Here is a 16,281-nt window from a genome sequence, read left to right as displayed (position 1 = left end):
CGCGCCTTGCCTTGAACGAGAACCCCACCTAGTCTCGTCATAGCGAATTCGCCCGGAAGGCGAGCGGGCAGTGCTCATGCAAGGAATCTCATGAAGCAAAAGCAGACTCTGGGAACACCACGGTTGTTGGGTATCGTCTGGCCCTTTATTGCTGTCGTGGTGTTCCAGGCATTACTGGGGGGCGTGAGCCTTTACGTGCTTTCGGCCGTGCGAGGCTACGTCGCTGGCGAAAGCCTGTGGTCCAAGGGCCAGAAAGACGCCATCTATTACCTCAACCTCTACGCCGACAGCCGTGACGAGGCGATCTACCGCAAATACCTGACGGCGATTGCCGTGCCCCAGGGCGGGCACCAACTGCGCCTGGCACTGGATCGTCAGCCGCCGGATCTGCAAGCGGCGCGCGAAGGCATTCTCAAGGGTGGCAATCACCCGGACGACGTCTCCAGCCTGATCTGGCTGTACCTCAATTTTCGCCACTACAGTTATCTGGAAACCGCGATCGATCGCTGGACGATCGGCGATGCCTATCTCGACCGACTGCACGAAGTCGCGCAGGAGATGCACCAAGGCATTGCGCAGAACCAGGCCAGTCCCGGCGATGTGCAGCGCTGGAAAGCACAGATCTTCGCCATCAACGATGCAGTCACCCCAGCGGCCAGGGCTTTCAGCGATGCCTTGGGCGAAGGCTCGCGGGTGATCATGCGCCTGCTGCTGTTCACCAACCTGGCCACCGCGCTGGGTCTGATCGCGCTGGCGCTGTGGCGCACGCACAAACTACTCAAGCAGCGCCATGAGTTTGCCCAGGCGCTGCAACTGGAAAAGGATCGCGCGCATATCACTCTGCAGTCGATTGGTGATGGCGTGATCACCACCGACGTCAACGGCGCGATCGATTACATGAATCCCGCCGCCGAGGCCATGACGCACTGGAAGGCCGAGCAGGCGGCGGGGCTGCCGTTGTCGGCGCTGTTCAACCTGCTCGACGATAACGCCCAGACCGAAGGGCTGACGTTGATCGAGCACATTCTCAGCGGCCAGCTCAGCGGCGGTAGCGAACATTCCAAGCTGATTCAGCGTCTGGACGGCAGCACCCTGTCGGTGACCCTGGTCGGCGCGCCGATCCGCAATGCCGGGAATGTCAGCGGCACGGTGCTGGTGCTGCACGACATGACCCAGGAGCGGCAATACATCGCCAATCTGTCTTGGCAAGCGACCCACGATGCGCTGACCGGGCTGGCCAACCGCCGCGAATTCGAATATCGCCTCGAACAGGCCTTGCACAAACTGACGCGCCAGCCCGGCCGGCATGCACTGATGTTCCTCGATCTGGACCAGTTCAAACTGGTCAACGACACCTGCGGGCACGCGGCGGGCGATGAGTTGCTGCGGCACATCTGCACGCTGCTGCAATCAGACTTGCGCGAGGGCGATACCCTGGCGCGACTGGGCGGCGATGAATTCGGGATCTTGCTCGAGAACTGCCCGCCGGACATCGCCGAGAAGATTGCCGAAAGCCTGCGCCAGACCGTGCAGAACCTGCATTTTGTCTGGAAGGGGCGGCCGTTTCTGACCACCGTCAGCATCGGCCTGGTGCATGTGGCGCAGAATCCGACCACTCTCGAAGCCTCCCTGCGTGCGGCGGACATGGCTTGCTACATGGCCAAGGAAAAGGGCCGCAACCGCGTGCAGGTCTACCATGCCGATGATTCCGAACTGTCGATGCGCTTCGGTGAAATGGCCTGGGTACAGCGCCTGCACATGGCGCTGGAAGAAAACCGCTTTTGCCTTTACGCCCAACAGATCGCGCCGCTCAAGCCACAACCCGGTCAGGCTGGACACATCGAAATTCTCCTGCGCCTGCATGATGAATCCGGACGAATGATTTTGCCTGACAGCTTTATTCCGGCAGCGGAGCGTTATGGTTTGATGACCCAGTTAGATCGCTGGGTAGTTCAAAACGTTTTCAAGGTTATTGCCCAGTGTATTGAACAGGAACATGAACTTCCTTTGGCAATGTGTGCGATTAATCTGTCAGGCATTACTATAGGAGATGACGCGTTTTTGCACTTCCTGCGGGAACAGTTTGTTAACTACGCTATACCGCCTGAAATGATTTGTTTTGAAATTACCGAAACCAGTGCAATCGCAAATCTTGGCAGTGCAATTCGTTTTATCAATGAACTCAAAGGCTTAGGTTGTCACTTTTCTCTGGATGACTTTTGTGCCGGAATGTCTTCATTCGCTTACTTGAAACATTTGCCTGTAGACTTCCTGAAGATCGACGGGAGTTTCGTAAAGGATATGCTGGACGACCCGATTAATCGGGCAATGGTCGAAGTGATCAATCACATCGGTCATGTTATGGGTAAGCAGACAATTGCCGAGTTTGTTGAAACTAACCAGATCGAACAGGCATTGCTTGAAATAGGTGTGGATTACGCTCAGGGGTATGTCATCGAGCGTCCGCAGTTGTTTACCTGTGACAGTTTGCAAAGTCGTCCTGCCAGACCGCAGCCGTTGTTGTTCAAAGCGCCTGGCACGTTCCGTTGAAGTCTCTCGCCGATCCTTGCCATCACAACTCAAAAGGAGCCGAACAGTGATCGACACATTCAACCGAACCGGACCCCTCATGGAAGCTGCAAGTTATCCTGCCTGGGCGCAACAGCTCATCAAGGATTGCAGCGAGAGCAAGCGCCGGGTTGTCGAACATGAACTTTATCAGCGCATGCGCGACAACAAGCTCAGCGCGAAAACCATGCGCCAGTACCTCATCGGCGGCTGGCCGGTGGTCGAGCAGTTTGCCTTGTACATGGCGCAGAACCTTACCAAGACCCGCTTCGCCCGCCATCCCGGCGAGGACATGGCGCGGCGCTGGCTGATGCGCAACATCCGCGTCGAACTCAATCACGCCGATTACTGGATGCATTGGAGTCGCGCCCATGGCGTCAGCCTCGAAGATCTCCAGGCCCAGCAAGTGCCGCCGGAGCTGCATGCTCTGAGTCATTGGTGCTGGCACACCAGCTCAGCGGATTCGCTGATCGTGGCGATTGCCGCGACCAACTATGCGATCGAGGGGGCGACCGGGGAGTGGTCAGCGGTGGTCTGCTCGACCGGGGTCTACGCGGCAGCGTTCCCGGAAGAGGACCGCAAGCGCGCGATGAAGTGGTTGAAGATGCATGCCCAGTACGACGATGCCCACCCGTGGGAAGCGCTGGAAATCATCTGCACCCTCGCCGGCATGAACCCGAGCAAGGCGTTGCAGGCCGAGCTACGGCAGGCGATCTGCAAGAGTTATGACTACATGTACCTGTTTCTGGAGCGGTGCATGCAGCTGGAGACTTCGGAGCGCTTGCAGGTCAACCGCGAGCGTCGGACCGTAACCGAAAGCTGATCGAACTGTGGGAGCGAGCCTGCGCGAAAGCGGTGGGGCATTCAACGAATCGTTGTCTGACCCTCCCTCTTCGCGAGCAGGCTCGCTCCCACAATGATTTTTAGCCGGCCATCGCCAGCCGGTTCCGCCCCTCGCGCTTTGCGACATATAACGCACTGTCGGCGCGGCGCAATAAGCTGTCTGCCGACTCGCCCGGCAACAACGTCGAGCAACCCAGGCTCACGGTGATCTCGATCAACTGGCCATCGGCAAAATATTCCTCTGACTGCGTCGCCTGGCGCAAACGCTCGCCGACCATCGCCGCCGCCTCGCGACCGGTGTTGGACAGCAGGATCAGAAACTCTTCGCCGCCATAACGGAACACCATGTCGACGTTGCGCAGTTGCGCCTTGATCGACGCGGCAATGGCTCTGAGCACTTCATCACCGGCGCCATGCCCGTGGTCATCGTTGACCCGTTTGAAGTGGTCGATGTCGAGCATCAGTACCGACAGCGGCTGCGCATGGCGGCGCGACATGTCGATCTCGCGCTGCAAGGTCTGCTCCATGGCCACCCGATTGCCGGCACCGGTCAACGGGTCGCGCAAGGCACTCTGGGTCGCGGCGCGATAGAGCAGGGCGTTGCGCATCGGGTATAGCAGGCAGGACAGCAGCGACTCGAGGTCGCCCTGTTCCTTGTCGTTGAAACGCTGATTGCGGCGGAAGACCAACTCGCCCATGTGCTCGCCTTCATGGCTCAGGGTGTAGCTGACCGAATGGTGGCCGCGCGCGCCAAACTCCAGGCGCAAGTCACTGGCCTGATGCACGTAGCTCAGCGCGTCCAGCGGCACCAGGCGCTGGATTTCGCGAAAGAACAGGCCAAGGATGCGCTGTGGCTCAAGGCTGGTTTGCAGTTGCAGGCTCATTTGCTGACGCAATTGCGCCAGGCTGGTCGGGCGCTCGATCAGCGCCGGTAGTTGACCGAAGCCCAGGCGCTGCAATTTGGCACTGTCAAAGTCAATTGCATGGGTCTGGGAAGGAGATTTCATATGGCGTGAGCCCCTAAGCAGTAAGTCTGTCTTACAGGCTGGGTGAGAGCGGCTATGGGCTGCGCGTCGTACTGATCCATCAGTCCCGTAGGACGTTTGGCGTAAGTTTAGTCTGCCGCAAGACGATCAGTCAGCTATCGAAATCGGCGTTTGCCCCATGGCCATCACACGGCATGTTTTGAGGGAATTTAGAGCGAAAGGCGTGCCATTCGGTTCGATTTTATTTAAAGCTTTTCGAATCAATGGCTTGCTGGTGAGGGCGGGGTTGCGGCGCTGGATTCCTGGCGGCTTTGTGACGGTTATGAGCGGCAATGGCTTGCCGCGACAGCATTCTGCCGCGGCAACAAATGCGACGTATGGCGTTATTGGGCGTTGAATGCCTGGCCATTAACGCCCGCGCTGTCCGGACCCATAAGGTACAGATAGACCGGCATGATCTCTTCCGGTGTCGGGTTGTTCAGCGGGTTTTCCCCCGGATACGCCTGCGCGCGCATGCTGGTGCGCGTACCGCCCGGGTTGATGCTGTTGGAGCGTACCGGCGCGACGCCTTCCACTTCATCGGCCAGGGTTTGCATCAGGCCCTCGGTGGCAAATTTCGACACACCGTAAGCGCCCCAGTACGCGCGACCCTTGCGCCCGACGCTGCTCGAGGTGAACACCACCGAAGCATCCTGGGACAGCTTGAGCAACGGCAGCAGGGTGCTGGTCAGCATGAACATCGCGTTGACGTTGACCTGCATGACACGCATGAAGTTTTCGCCGGAGAGTTGCTCGATCGGTGTGCGCGGGCCGATGATCGAGGCGTTGTGCAGCAGGCCGTCGAGGTGGCCGAACTCGGTTTCGATCATCGCCGCCAGCTCATCGTACTGATGGGGCAGGGCGGTCTCGAGGTTGAACGGGATCACCGCCGGTTGCGGGTGGCCCGCTGCCTCGATTGCGTCGTAAACCTCGGTCAGATTGGCTTCGGTCTTGCCCAGCAGCAGTACGGTGGCACCGTGGGCGGCATAGGTTTTCGCCGCAGCCGCGCCGATGCCACGCCCGGCACCGGTGACCAGAATGACCCGATCCTTGAGCAATTCGGGGCGAGCGGTGTAATCAAACATAAAAACCTCATAGTCCATTTGGTGAAGACCTGCTTCACCCCTGTGGCGAGGGGATTTATCCCCGTTCGGCGGCGAAGCCGTCGCAAAACCTGTGTGTCACATTGCCTGGATAAAAGCGGGGGCCGCTTCGCAGTCCAGCGGCGATAAATCCCCTCGCCACACAGGGAATTTGCAACAGTCAGGTCAGCAGCTGCACAGCGCGCTGTCGAGCACCTTGCGCAACTCCAGCGGGTGATCTACCACAACGTCCGCGCCCCAGTGCCGTGGGTTGTCGTCCGGGTGGATGTAGCCGTAAGTCACTGCTGCGGTCTTGGTGCCGGCATCGCGGCCCGATTCGATATCGCGCAGATCATCGCCGATAAACAGCACGGTCGACGGATCCAGATCAAGCATCTTGCAGGCGAGGATCAGCGGCTCCGGATCCGGCTTGCTGTTCTTCACATGATCCGGGCAGATCAACAGCGCTGAACGCTCGGCCAGCCCCAGGCGCTGCATGATCGGCTCGGCGAAGCGCACCGGTTTGTTGGTGACCACGCCCCAGATCAGGTTGGCCTTTTCGATGTCAGCGAGCAGTTCGCCCATGCCGTCGAACAGCTTGCTGTGCACTGCGCAGCCGACCAGATAGCGCTCGAGAAACTCCAGACGCAGCTCCTCAAAGCCCGGCGATTCCGGATCCATCGAGAACGTCACCGCGACCATGGCCTTGGCGCCGCCGGAAATTTCGTCGCGGATGTGCTTGTCGTTGATCGGCGGCAGACCGCGATCGGCGCGCATCGCCTGGCAGATGGCGATGAAGTCCGGCGCGGTGTCGAGCAGGGTGCCGTCCATGTCGAAAAGTACCGCTCTGATGGCCATCGGCTTATTCCTCGCGCAGGGTCTGGATCATGTAGTTGACGTCAACGTCGTTGGCCAGCTTGTAGTGCTTGGTCAGCGGGTTGTAGGTCAGGCCGATGATGTCCTTGACGGTCAGGCCAGCCATGCGGCTCCACGCGCCGAGCTCGGAGGGGCGGATGAATTTCTTGAAGTCGTGGGTGCCGCGCGGCAGCAGCTTCATGATGTATTCGGCGCCGATGATCGCGAACAGATACGCCTTCGGGTTGCGGTTGATGGTCGAGAAGAATACCTGGCCGCCCGGCTTGACCATGCGGAAGCAGGCACGGATTACCGAGGATGGATCCGGCACGTGCTCGAGCATTTCCAGGCAGGTGACCACGTCGAACTGCTCGGGCATTTCGTCGGCAAGGGCTTCGGCGGTGATCTGCCGGTATTCGACGCTGACCCCGGATTCCAGCTGATGCAGTTGTGCGACCGCCAGCGGCGCTTCGCCCATGTCGATGCCCATCACCGTGGCGCCGCGCTGGGCCATGGCTTCGCTGAGGATGCCGCCGCCGCAACCGACGTCGAGGACTTTCTTGCCGGCCAGATTGACTCGTTCGTCGATCCAGTTGACCCGCAGTGGGTTGATGTCGTGCAGCGGCTTGAATTCGCTTTCGCGGTCCCACCAGCGATGGGCCAGGGCCTCGAATTTGGCGATTTCGGCGTGGTCGACGTTGCTCATGTTCAATTCCTCGAAAAACCTGAAAAGGGCTGTAGCCGCGGAGATTGCGCCGCGGTGTTTACGATTCGGTGTGGCCGCTGATGCGCTGGCCCCAGTGGCGGGCGGTCGCGCCCAGCTGTTGTTCGTCCATGCGGGTCAGGCGCCGGTCGTCGAGCAGTTGCTTGCCGGCAACCCACAGGTGTTTCACGCAATCACGCCCGGTCGCGTAGATCAGCTGCGACACCGGGTCATACACCGGTTGCTGCGCCAGACCGGACAGGTCGAAAGCGACGATGTCTGCGGCTTTGCCGATCTCCAGCGAGCCGACCTGCGCCTCGATCCCCAGCGCACGGGCGCCATTGAGGGTGGCCATGCGCAAGGCGCGATGAGCGTCCAGCGCTGTGGCAGAACCGGCCACAGCTTTGGCCAGCAGGGCGGCGGTGCGGGTTTCGCCGAGCAGGTCGAGATCATTGTTGCTCGCCGCGCCATCGGTACCGACAGCGACGTTCACCCCAGCCTGCCACAAACGTTCGACCGGGCAGAAGCCGCTGGCCAGTTTCAGATTGGATTCCGGGCAGTGGATCACGCTGCTGTTGCTTTCTACCAGCAGCGCGAGGTCGTCATCGCTGATCTGGGTCATGTGCACCGCCTGGAAGCGCGGGCCGAGCAGGCCAAGGCGACCCAGGCGCGCCAGTGGCCGTTCGCCGGTCTGCTCGACGGCCTGCTGCACTTCGAACGCGGTTTCATGCACATGCATATGGATCGAAGCGTCCAGCTCCTCGGCGATCACCCTGATTTTCTCCAGGTTCTCATCACCGACGGTGTAGGGTGCGTGAGGGCCGAAAGTAATCTTGATGCGTTCGTGATGCTTGAGATCCCCGAACAATTCGACGCCCTGACGAATGGCTTCGTCGGCACTGCTGGCGCCAGGGATCGGGAAATCGAGGATCGGAATGGCGATCTGCGCGCGGATACCGCTGTTGTGTACGCGCTCGCTGGCGACTTTCGGGAAGAAATACATGTCAGAGAAGCAGGTGATGCCGCCCTTGATCTGCTCGGCGATGGCCAGATCGGTGCCGTCGCGGACGAAATCCTCATCGACCCATTTGCCTTCGGCCGGCCAGATGTGGTTTTCCAGCCAGGTCATCAGCGGCAGATCGTCAGCCAGGCCACGGAACAGCGTCATCGCCGCGTGGCCGTGGGCATTGATCAGTCCCGGCGCCAACAGAACATCCGGCAGTTCGCGGATTTCTGTCGCGTTACACTTCAACGCTTCGGCGCGCGGGCCGATAAACACGATGCAACCGTCACGGATGCCCAGGCCGTGCTCCTTGAGCACCACGCCTGCAGGTTCGACGGGGACCAGCCAGGTCGGCAGCAATAACAGGTCGAGCGCAATGGCAGGTTTCGGCATCGAGGGTCGGTTCCAGTGCTTTTGTAAAGGATGGCGAAGTATACCCGAGCGTCTTCGCGGGGGGATCGCTATAATCGGCGGCTTTTGTTCATGAGTGCGGGGTGTGGGATGCGCGATCGACTGTTGGCTGCGGAGAAAGTAAAGGCCATCGATTGGCGTGATGGCGCGCTGCACCTGCTGGATCAGCGTATTTTGCCGTTCGAGGAAAACTGGATCGCCTACACCAGCGCCGCCGGCGTGGCCGAAGCGATTCGCTCGATGGTCGTGCGTGGCGCGCCGGCCATTGGCATCAGTGCGGCCTATGGCATCGTCCTCGCGGCGCGGGCGCGGATTGCCGAGGGCGGCGACTGGTACGCGGCACTGGAAGAGGATTTCGCGCTGTTGGCCGATTCGCGTCCGACCGCGGTCAATCTGTTCTGGGCGCTGGGCCGCATGCACGATCGCCTGGATCGGCTGAAAAGCAACGCCGATCCGCTGGCGGCGCTGGAAGCCGAAGCTATCGCCATTCATGAAAGCGACCGCGAAGCCAACCTGACCATGGCGCAGCTTGGCGTCGATCTGATTCGCAAACATCAAGGCAACGCTCAAGCCATCCTGACCCACTGCAACACCGGCGCGCTGGCCACCGGCGGGTTCGGTACTGCGCTGGGGGTGATCCGCGCTGCTTATATAGAAGGCATGGTCGAGCGTGTTTACGCCGACGAAACCCGGCCGTGGCTGCAAGGCTCGCGCCTGACCGCGTGGGAACTGGCCAACGAAGGCATCCCGGTGACCCTGAACGCCGACTCCGCCGCCGCGCACATCATGAAAACCAAAGGGGTGACCTGGGTGATTGTCGGCGCTGACCGCATCACCGCCAATGGCGACGTGGCGAACAAGATCGGCACCTATCAACTGGCAGTCAACGCCATGCACCACGGCGTGCGCTTCATGGTCGTGGCACCCAGTTCGACCATCGACATGAATCTGGCCAGCGGCGATGACATCCCGATCGAAGAACGTGATGGCGCCGAACTGCTCGAAGTCGGCGGCAAGCGCGTCGGTGCCGATGTTGAAGCGTTCAACCCGGTGTTTGATGTCACCCCGGCGGATCTGATCGATGCGATCGTCACCGAAAAAGGCATCGTCGAACGCCCGGACACCGCGAAAATGGCCCAGCTGATGTGTCGCAAACGCCTGCATTGAAGGTCTTTAGCGTCTGAGCGGGCCCCATCGCTGGCAAGCCAGCTCCCACAGGTTTTGTGCCCGGCATTGAACCTGTGGGAGCTGGCTTGCCAGCGATGAGGGCCTGAATGTCAATAAACAACTGTAAATCTGCCCCAGATTTCACATTCAAAGAAGCTCAGAGCTTCTGTCGTCCCCCTCAAGCCTGTCATCGGTCAACTAACTATGCTCCATGCGCATCTGGGGGATAGGTGCGTGGCGGCCTTTGTGATAACATCCGGCGTTTTCCGAGGCGGCTCCACGGAGCTGTCTTTACTGCGCAAATCCGCGATCCAATGTTGATTTGTCGTAAGTCGGCGCATGGCACTCGGCCGGCCCCGACGAGCTTCGTTGCTCCCACATGGATATGACGAAGTTTCACCAGAAAAAGGAATCAGGCTTCTCATGGGCGAACTGGCCAAAGAAATCCTCCCGGTCAATATCGAAGACGAGCTGAAACAGTCCTACCTCGACTACGCAATGAGCGTGATCGTCGGCCGTGCACTGCCGGATGCGCGCGATGGCCTCAAGCCCGTGCACCGTCGCGTACTGTTCGCGATGAGCGAGCTGGGCAACGACTACAACAAGCCGTACAAGAAATCTGCCCGTGTCGTCGGCGACGTGATCGGTAAGTATCACCCGCACGGTGACACTGCCGTGTACGACACCATCGTTCGCATGGCCCAGCCTTTCTCCCTGCGCTACCTGCTGGTCGACGGCCAGGGCAACTTCGGTTCGGTCGACGGCGACAACGCTGCGGCCATGCGATACACCGAAGTGCGCATGACCAAGCTGGCGCACGAGCTGCTGGCTGACCTGCACAAGGAAACCGTGGACTGGGTGCCGAACTACGACGGCACCGAACTGATCCCGGCAGTCATGCCGACCCGCGTACCGAACCTGCTGGTCAACGGTTCCAGCGGTATCGCCGTAGGCATGGCGACCAACATTCCGCCGCACAACCTCGGTGAAGTCATCGACGGTTGCCTGGCCCTCATCGACAACCCAGAGCTGACCGTCGATGAGCTGATGCAATACATCCCCGGCCCGGACTTCCCGACGGCCGCGATCATCAACGGTCGTGCCGGCATCATCGAAGCCTACCGCACCGGTCGCGGGCGCATTTACATGCGTGCCCGCTCGATCATCGAAGATATCGACAAGGTCGGTGGCCGTCAGCAGATCGTCATCACCGAACTGCCTTACCAGCTGAACAAGGCGCGTCTGATCGAGAAGATCGCCGAGCTGGTCAAAGAGAAGAAGCTCGAAGGCATCACCGAGCTGCGCGACGAGTCCGACAAGGACGGTATGCGCGTCGTGATCGAACTGCGTCGCGGCGAAGTGCCGGAGGTGATCCTCAACAACCTCTACGCCCAGACCCAGCTGCAATCGGTATTCGGCATCAACATCGTCGCGCTGATCGACGGCCGCCCGCGCATCCTCAACCTCAAGGATCTGCTTGAAGCCTTCGTCCGTCACCGTCGCGAAGTGGTCACCCGTCGTACCGTGTTCGAACTGCGCAAGGCGCGCGAGCGCGGGCACATTCTCGAAGGCCAGGCCGTTGCCCTGTCGAACATCGACCCGGTGATCGCCCTGATCAAGGCTTCGCCAACGCCGTCGGAAGCCAAGGAAGCGCTGATCAGCACGCCTTGGGAATCCTCGGCTGTGGTGGCGATGGTTGAACGTGCCGGTGCCGATTCGTGCCGTCCGGAAAATCTCGATCCGCAATACGGCCTGCGCGAAGGCAAGTACTTCCTCTCGCCAGAACAGGCCCAAGCGATTCTCGAACTGCGCCTGCACCGTCTGACCGGTCTGGAGCACGAGAAGCTGCTGGCCGAGTACCAGGAGATCCTCAACCAGATCGGCGAGCTGATCCGCATCCTCAACAGCGCTGTGCGCCTGATGGAAGTGATCCGCGAAGAGCTGGAAGTGATCCGCGCCGAATACGGCGACGTGCGCCGCACCGAAATTCTCGATGCCCGTCTCGACCTCACCCTGGGTGACATGATCCCGGAAGAAGAGCGCGTCGTGACCATCTCCCACGGTGGCTACGCCAAGACCCAGCCGCTGGCTGCGTACCAGGCTCAGCGTCGTGGCGGCAAAGGCAAGTCGGCCACCGGCGTCAAGGACGAGGACTACATTGCTCACCTGCTGGTCGCCAACAGCCACACCACGCTGCTGCTGTTCTCCAGCAAGGGCAAGGTGTACTGGCTCAAGACCTACGAAATTCCGGAAGCATCCCGCGCGGCCCGTGGTCGTCCGCTGGTCAACCTGTTGCCGCTGGATGACGGTGAATACATCACCACCATGCTGCCGGTCGAGGAATACACCGAAGGTCACTACATCTTCATGGCCACCGCCAACGGCACCGTGAAGAAGACCCCGCTGGAATCCTTCAGCCGTCAGCGCAGCGTCGGTCTGATCGCGCTGGAGCTGGACGAGGGCGACGTGCTGATCTCTGCGGCCATCACCGATGGTGAGCGCGAAGTGATGCTGTTCTCCGACGGCGGCAAGGTTACCCGCTTCAAAGAGTCCGACGTGCGTGCCATGGGCCGTACCGCTCGCGGCGTGCGCGGCATGCGTCTGCCGGAAGGGCAGAAGCTGATTTCCATGCTGATCCCGGAAGAAGGCAGCCAGATCCTCACCGCTTCCGAGCGTGGTTATGGCAAGCGCACCGCGATCACCGAGTTCCCTGAGTACAAGCGTGGCGGCCAAGGCGTGATCGCCATGGTCAGCAACGAGCGTAACGGCCGTCTGGTCGGCGCGGTACAGGTGCTCGACGGCGAAGAAATCATGCTGATCTCCGATCAGGGCACCCTGGTACGTACCCGTGTCGGCGAAGTGTCGAGCCTGGGCCGTAACACTCAGGGCGTGACGCTGATCAAGCTGGCCAAGGATGAAACCCTGGTCGGCCTGGAGAGGGTTCAGGAACCTTCGGAAATCGAAGGCGAAGAGCTCGAAGGTGAAGAGGGCGAGGAAATCGCAGGCAGCGTCGGTATCGACGAGGCCGCAGACGACCAGCAACTCGACGCCGCAGCAGACGAAGAACCGCAGGAATAAGCGGACAAACGAGGGGGCGGATGAGAATTCGCCCCCTTGTTATTTGTCTGCTACGAATTTTCGACATCATGGAGATCCCATGTGGGAGCGAGCCTGCTCGCGAAAGCAGGCGCTGCGGTACCTCTGAAGCACCGCGGTGATGCATTCGCGAGCAGGCTCGCTCCCACAGGGCCATGTTGATCGGTAGTGTGATTTATTGCGTGATACCACCAAATCAGAGCGAGATTGGATGTGAGCAAGCGAGCCTATAACTTCTGCGCCGGTCCGGCGGCGCTGCCTGAAGCTGTCCTGCAGCGCGCCCAGGGTGAACTCCTTGATTGGCACGGCAAGGGTCTGTCGGTCATGGAAATGAGCCATCGCAGCGATGAGTTCGTGTCCATCGCCACTCAGGCCGAGCAGGATCTGCGTGATCTGCTGAATATCCCGTCGAACTACAAAGTGCTGTTTCTGCAGGGCGGCGCCAGCCAGCAGTTCGCGCAGATTCCGCTGAACCTGTTGCCTGAAGGCGGCTCGGCCGACTACATCGACACCGGCATCTGGTCGCAGAAAGCCATCGAAGAGGCCTCGCGCTATGGCCACGTCAACGTTGCTGCCACTGCCAAGCCTTACGACTATTTCGCCATCCCCGGCCAGAACGAGTGGAACCTGTCGAAAGACGCCGCTTACGTTCACTACGCGCCGAACGAAACCATCGGCGGTCTGGAATTTCAGTGGGTCCCGCAAACCGGTGATGTACCGCTGGTGGCTGACATGTCTTCGGACATCCTCTCGCGCCCGGTCGATATTTCGCGTTTCGGCATGATCTACGCCGGCGCGCAGAAGAACATCGGGCCGAGCGGCATCGTCGTCAACATCATTCGCGAAGACTTGCTCGGCAAGGCCCGCTCGCTGTGCCCGACCATGCTCAACTACAAGGTCGCGGCCGATAACGGTTCGATGTACAACACCCCGCCGACGCTGGCCTGGTACCTGTCCGGTCTGGTGTTCCAATGGCTGAAAGAGCAGGGCGGCGTCGAAGCGATCGCCAGGCTCAACGACGTCAAGCAGCGCACCCTGTACGACTTCATCGATGCCAGCGGCCTCTACAGCAACCCGATCAACAAGTCGGATCGCTCGTGGATGAACGTGCCGTTCCGTCTGGCTGATGATCGTCTGGACAAGCCGTTTCTCGCCGGTGCCGACGAGCGTGGTCTGCTCAACCTCAAGGGTCACCGTTCGGTGGGCGGCATGCGCGCCTCCATCTACAACGCCGTCGACATCACTGCGGTCAACGCGCTGGTGGCGTACATGGCGGAATTCGAGAAGGAACACGGCTGATGTCCGAGCAAGAACTCAAGGCACTGCGCGTTCGCATCGACGCTCTGGACACCAAAGTCCTCGAGCTGATCAGTGAGCGTGCGCGTTGCGCCCAGGAAGTCGCCCGCGTGAAGATGGCCTCGCTGGCCGAAGGCGAAGTGCCGGTGTTCTATCGTCCCGAGCGCGAAGCTCAGGTGCTCAAGCGTGTGATGGAGCGCAACCAGGGGCCGCTGGGCAACGAAGAGATGGCGCGGTTGTTCCGCGAAATCATGTCGTCGTGCCTCGCGCTGGAGCAGCCGCTGAAAGTGGCTTACCTCGGCCCTGAAGGCACCTTCACCCAGGCTGCCGCGATGAAGCACTTCGGCCACGCGGTGATCAGCAAGCCGATGGCGGCGATTGATGAAGTGTTCCGTGAAGTGGCGGCCGGTGCGGTGAATTTTGGCGTGGTGCCGGTGGAAAACTCCACCGAAGGCGCGGTCAATCACACGCTGGACAGCTTCCTCGAGCACGACATGGTGATCTGTGGCGAAGTCGAGTTGCGCATCCACCATCATCTGCTGGTCGGCGAAAATACCAAGACCGACAGTATCAGCCGCATCTACTCCCACGCGCAGTCGCTGGCCCAGTGCCGCAAGTGGCTGGACGCGCATTACCCGAATGTCGAACGCGTCGCGGTGTCGAGTAACGCCGAAGCGGCCAAACGGGTCAAGGGTGAGTGGAATTCGGCAGCGATCGCTGGCGACATGGCGGCAGGGCTGTACGGCCTGACGCGCCTGGCCGAGAAGATCGAAGATCGTCCGGACAACTCGACCCGCTTCCTGATGATCGGTAATCAGGAAGTGCCGCCGACCGGCGACGACAAGACCTCAATCATCGTGTCGATGAGCAACAAGCCGGGCGCGCTCCACGAGCTGCTGGTGCCGTTCCACGACAATGGCATCGACCTGACCCGCATCGAAACCCGTCCGTCGCGCAGCGGCAAATGGACCTACGTGTTCTTCATCGACTTCGTCGGCCACCACCGTGATCCGTTGATCAAAGGTGTGCTGGAAAAGATCAGTCAGGAAGCAGTAGCACTCAAAGTGCTGGGTTCCTACCCGAAAGCAGTTCTCTAAGGGCGGTAGCAAATGAGTGGCAACTTCCTCGCTCTGGCACAGCCGGGCGTGCAACAACTTTCGCCGTACGTTCCGGGCAAGCCTGTGGACGAACTGGCGCGCGAGCTGGATCTGGATCCGGCAAAAATCGTCAAACTGGCGAGCAACGAAAACCCATTGGGCGCCAGCCCGAAGGCATTGGCGGCGATCCGCGAAGAGCTGGCCGAGCTGACCCGCTACCCGGACGGCAATGGTTTCGCCCTGAAGTCGCTGCTCGCCGAGCAGTGCCGCGTCGAGCTGAATCAGGTCACGCTGGGTAATGGCTCCAACGATATTCTTGAACTGGTTGCGCGTGCCTACCTGGCACCGGGCCTGAATGCGGTGTTCAGTGAGCACGCCTTTGCGGTGTATCCGATCGCGACTCAAGCAGTCGGCGCACAAGCCAAAGTCGTTCCAGCCAAAGACTGGGGCCATGACCTGCCGGCGATGCTTGCGGCCATCGATGCCAACACCCGCGTGGTGTTCATCGCCAACCCGAACAACCCGACTGGCACCTGGTTCGGCGCCGAAGCGCTGGACGAATTCCTGCAGGACGTTCCCGAGCATGTGCTAGTAGTCCTCGACGAGGCTTATATCGAGTACGCCGAAGGCAGTGATTTGCCGGACGGTCTCGACTTCCTCGCCGCCTACCCGAACCTGCTGGTGTCGCGCACCTTCTCCAAGGCCTATGGCCTGGCCGCGCTGCGCGTCGGTTATGGCTTGTCGACACCTGTGGTGGCGGACGTGCTGAACCGCGTTCGTCAGCCGTTCAATGTCAACAGCCTCGCGCTCGCCGCAGCCTGTGCGGCATTGAAAGACGAAGAATATCTGGCGCAAAGCCGTCAGCTCAACGAATCCGGCATGCAGCAGTTGCAGGCGGGTTTCCGTGAGCTGGGACTGAGCTGGATCGAGTCCAAAGGCAACTTCATCTGTGTCGATCTCGGCCAGGTGGCGGCGCCGATTTTCCAGGGCTTGCTGCGCGAAGGCGTGATCGTGCGTCCGGTGGCCAATTACGGCATGCCGAACCACCTGCGGGTGACCATCGGTCTGCCGGCAGAAAACAGCCGTTTCCTTGAGGCGCTGCGCAAGGTTCTGGCTCGTGGTTGATGTCACTGCG

At 60.5% G+C, this 16,281-nt stretch carries 13 protein-coding genes; 8 read left to right on the top strand and 5 right to left on the bottom strand.

Annotated elements, in window-relative coordinates:
- The first annotated feature begins 90 nt into the window (after positions 1-90).
- The gene (locus BXA01_RS07775; protein ID WP_076563769.1) at positions 91-2,550 is read left to right on the top strand and encodes an EAL domain-containing protein; all 2,460 of its coding nucleotides are present in this window, start codon (positions 91-93) and stop codon (positions 2,548-2,550) included.
- 79 nt (positions 2,551-2,629) lie between these two features.
- Positions 2,630-3,391, top strand: coding sequence for a TenA family transcriptional regulator (locus BXA01_RS07770; protein ID WP_442961896.1), 762 nt, complete (start codon positions 2,630-2,632; stop codon positions 3,389-3,391).
- A gap of 100 nt (positions 3,392-3,491) precedes the next feature.
- Here BXA01_RS07770 and BXA01_RS07765 read toward each other — a convergent pair whose 3' ends face one another.
- Positions 3,492-4,418 carry a GGDEF domain-containing protein gene (locus BXA01_RS07765; RefSeq protein ID WP_024013877.1) on the bottom strand — a complete coding sequence of 309 codons (927 nt, stop codon included), beginning with the start codon at positions 4,416-4,418 and terminating at the stop codon, positions 3,492-3,494.
- 157 nt (positions 4,419-4,575) lie between these two features.
- On the opposite strand from BXA01_RS07765, the gene BXA01_RS26940 reads away from it, so the two are divergent.
- The gene (locus tag BXA01_RS26940) at positions 4,576-4,794 is read left to right on the top strand and encodes a hypothetical protein (protein ID WP_157115957.1); all 219 of its coding nucleotides are present in this window, start codon (positions 4,576-4,578) and stop codon (positions 4,792-4,794) included.
- Here BXA01_RS26940 and BXA01_RS07760 read toward each other — a convergent pair.
- The 4 genes from BXA01_RS07760 to BXA01_RS07745 form a co-directional block, all read right to left on the bottom strand.
- Positions 4,781-5,521, bottom strand: a complete 741-nt coding sequence (locus BXA01_RS07760) for a YciK family oxidoreductase (protein WP_076563767.1) — start codon at positions 5,519-5,521, stop codon at positions 4,781-4,783. The genes BXA01_RS26940 and BXA01_RS07760 overlap by 14 nt on opposite strands.
- A gap of 183 nt (positions 5,522-5,704) precedes the next feature.
- Positions 5,705-6,376 carry an N-acetylmuramic acid 6-phosphate phosphatase MupP gene (mupP, locus tag BXA01_RS07755; RefSeq protein ID WP_016770929.1) on the bottom strand — a complete coding sequence of 224 codons (672 nt, stop codon included), beginning with the start codon at positions 6,374-6,376 and terminating at the stop codon, positions 5,705-5,707.
- Positions 6,377-6,380: 4 nt separating this feature from the next.
- Positions 6,381-7,079, bottom strand: coding sequence for a bifunctional 2-polyprenyl-6-hydroxyphenol methylase/3-demethylubiquinol 3-O-methyltransferase UbiG (ubiG, locus tag BXA01_RS07750; RefSeq protein ID WP_024013875.1), 699 nt, complete (start codon positions 7,077-7,079; stop codon positions 6,381-6,383).
- A gap of 58 nt (positions 7,080-7,137) precedes the next feature.
- Entirely contained in the window at positions 7,138-8,472 is a 1,335-nt protein-coding gene (locus BXA01_RS07745) for a TRZ/ATZ family hydrolase (protein ID WP_071173171.1), read from the bottom strand.
- Positions 8,473-8,580: 108 nt separating this feature from the next.
- Here BXA01_RS07745 and mtnA point away from each other — a divergent pair, with 108 nt between their 5' ends.
- From mtnA to hisC, 5 genes are all read left to right on the top strand, one after another.
- Positions 8,581-9,657 (top strand): S-methyl-5-thioribose-1-phosphate isomerase, encoded by a 1,077-nt coding sequence (mtnA, locus tag BXA01_RS07740; protein WP_076563766.1) that lies wholly within the window; start codon positions 8,581-8,583, stop codon positions 9,655-9,657.
- A 423-nt stretch (positions 9,658-10,080) separates the two neighbouring features.
- Entirely contained in the window at positions 10,081-12,735 is a 2,655-nt protein-coding gene (gene gyrA / locus BXA01_RS07735; RefSeq protein WP_056788344.1) for a DNA gyrase subunit A, read from the top strand.
- 231 nt (positions 12,736-12,966) lie between these two features.
- Positions 12,967-14,052, top strand: a complete 1,086-nt coding sequence (serC, locus tag BXA01_RS07730) for a 3-phosphoserine/phosphohydroxythreonine transaminase (protein ID WP_076563765.1) — start codon at positions 12,967-12,969, stop codon at positions 14,050-14,052.
- Complete coding sequence (gene pheA / locus BXA01_RS07725) at positions 14,052-15,146, top strand: prephenate dehydratase (protein WP_016770924.1); 1,095 nt, start codon at positions 14,052-14,054, stop codon at positions 15,144-15,146. The genes serC and pheA overlap by 1 nt, the downstream gene beginning before the upstream one ends.
- A gap of 12 nt (positions 15,147-15,158) precedes the next feature.
- Entirely contained in the window at positions 15,159-16,271 is a 1,113-nt protein-coding gene (hisC, locus tag BXA01_RS07720; RefSeq protein ID WP_076563764.1) for a histidinol-phosphate transaminase, read from the top strand.
- The last annotated feature ends 10 nt before the right edge of the window (positions 16,272-16,281 follow it).

The sequence above is a fragment of the Pseudomonas sp. B10 genome (assembly GCF_900156235.1).
Taxonomy (GTDB): domain Bacteria; phylum Pseudomonadota; class Gammaproteobacteria; order Pseudomonadales; family Pseudomonadaceae; genus Aquipseudomonas; species Aquipseudomonas siliginis.
This window is presented reverse-complemented; position numbering and strand designations above follow the sequence as displayed.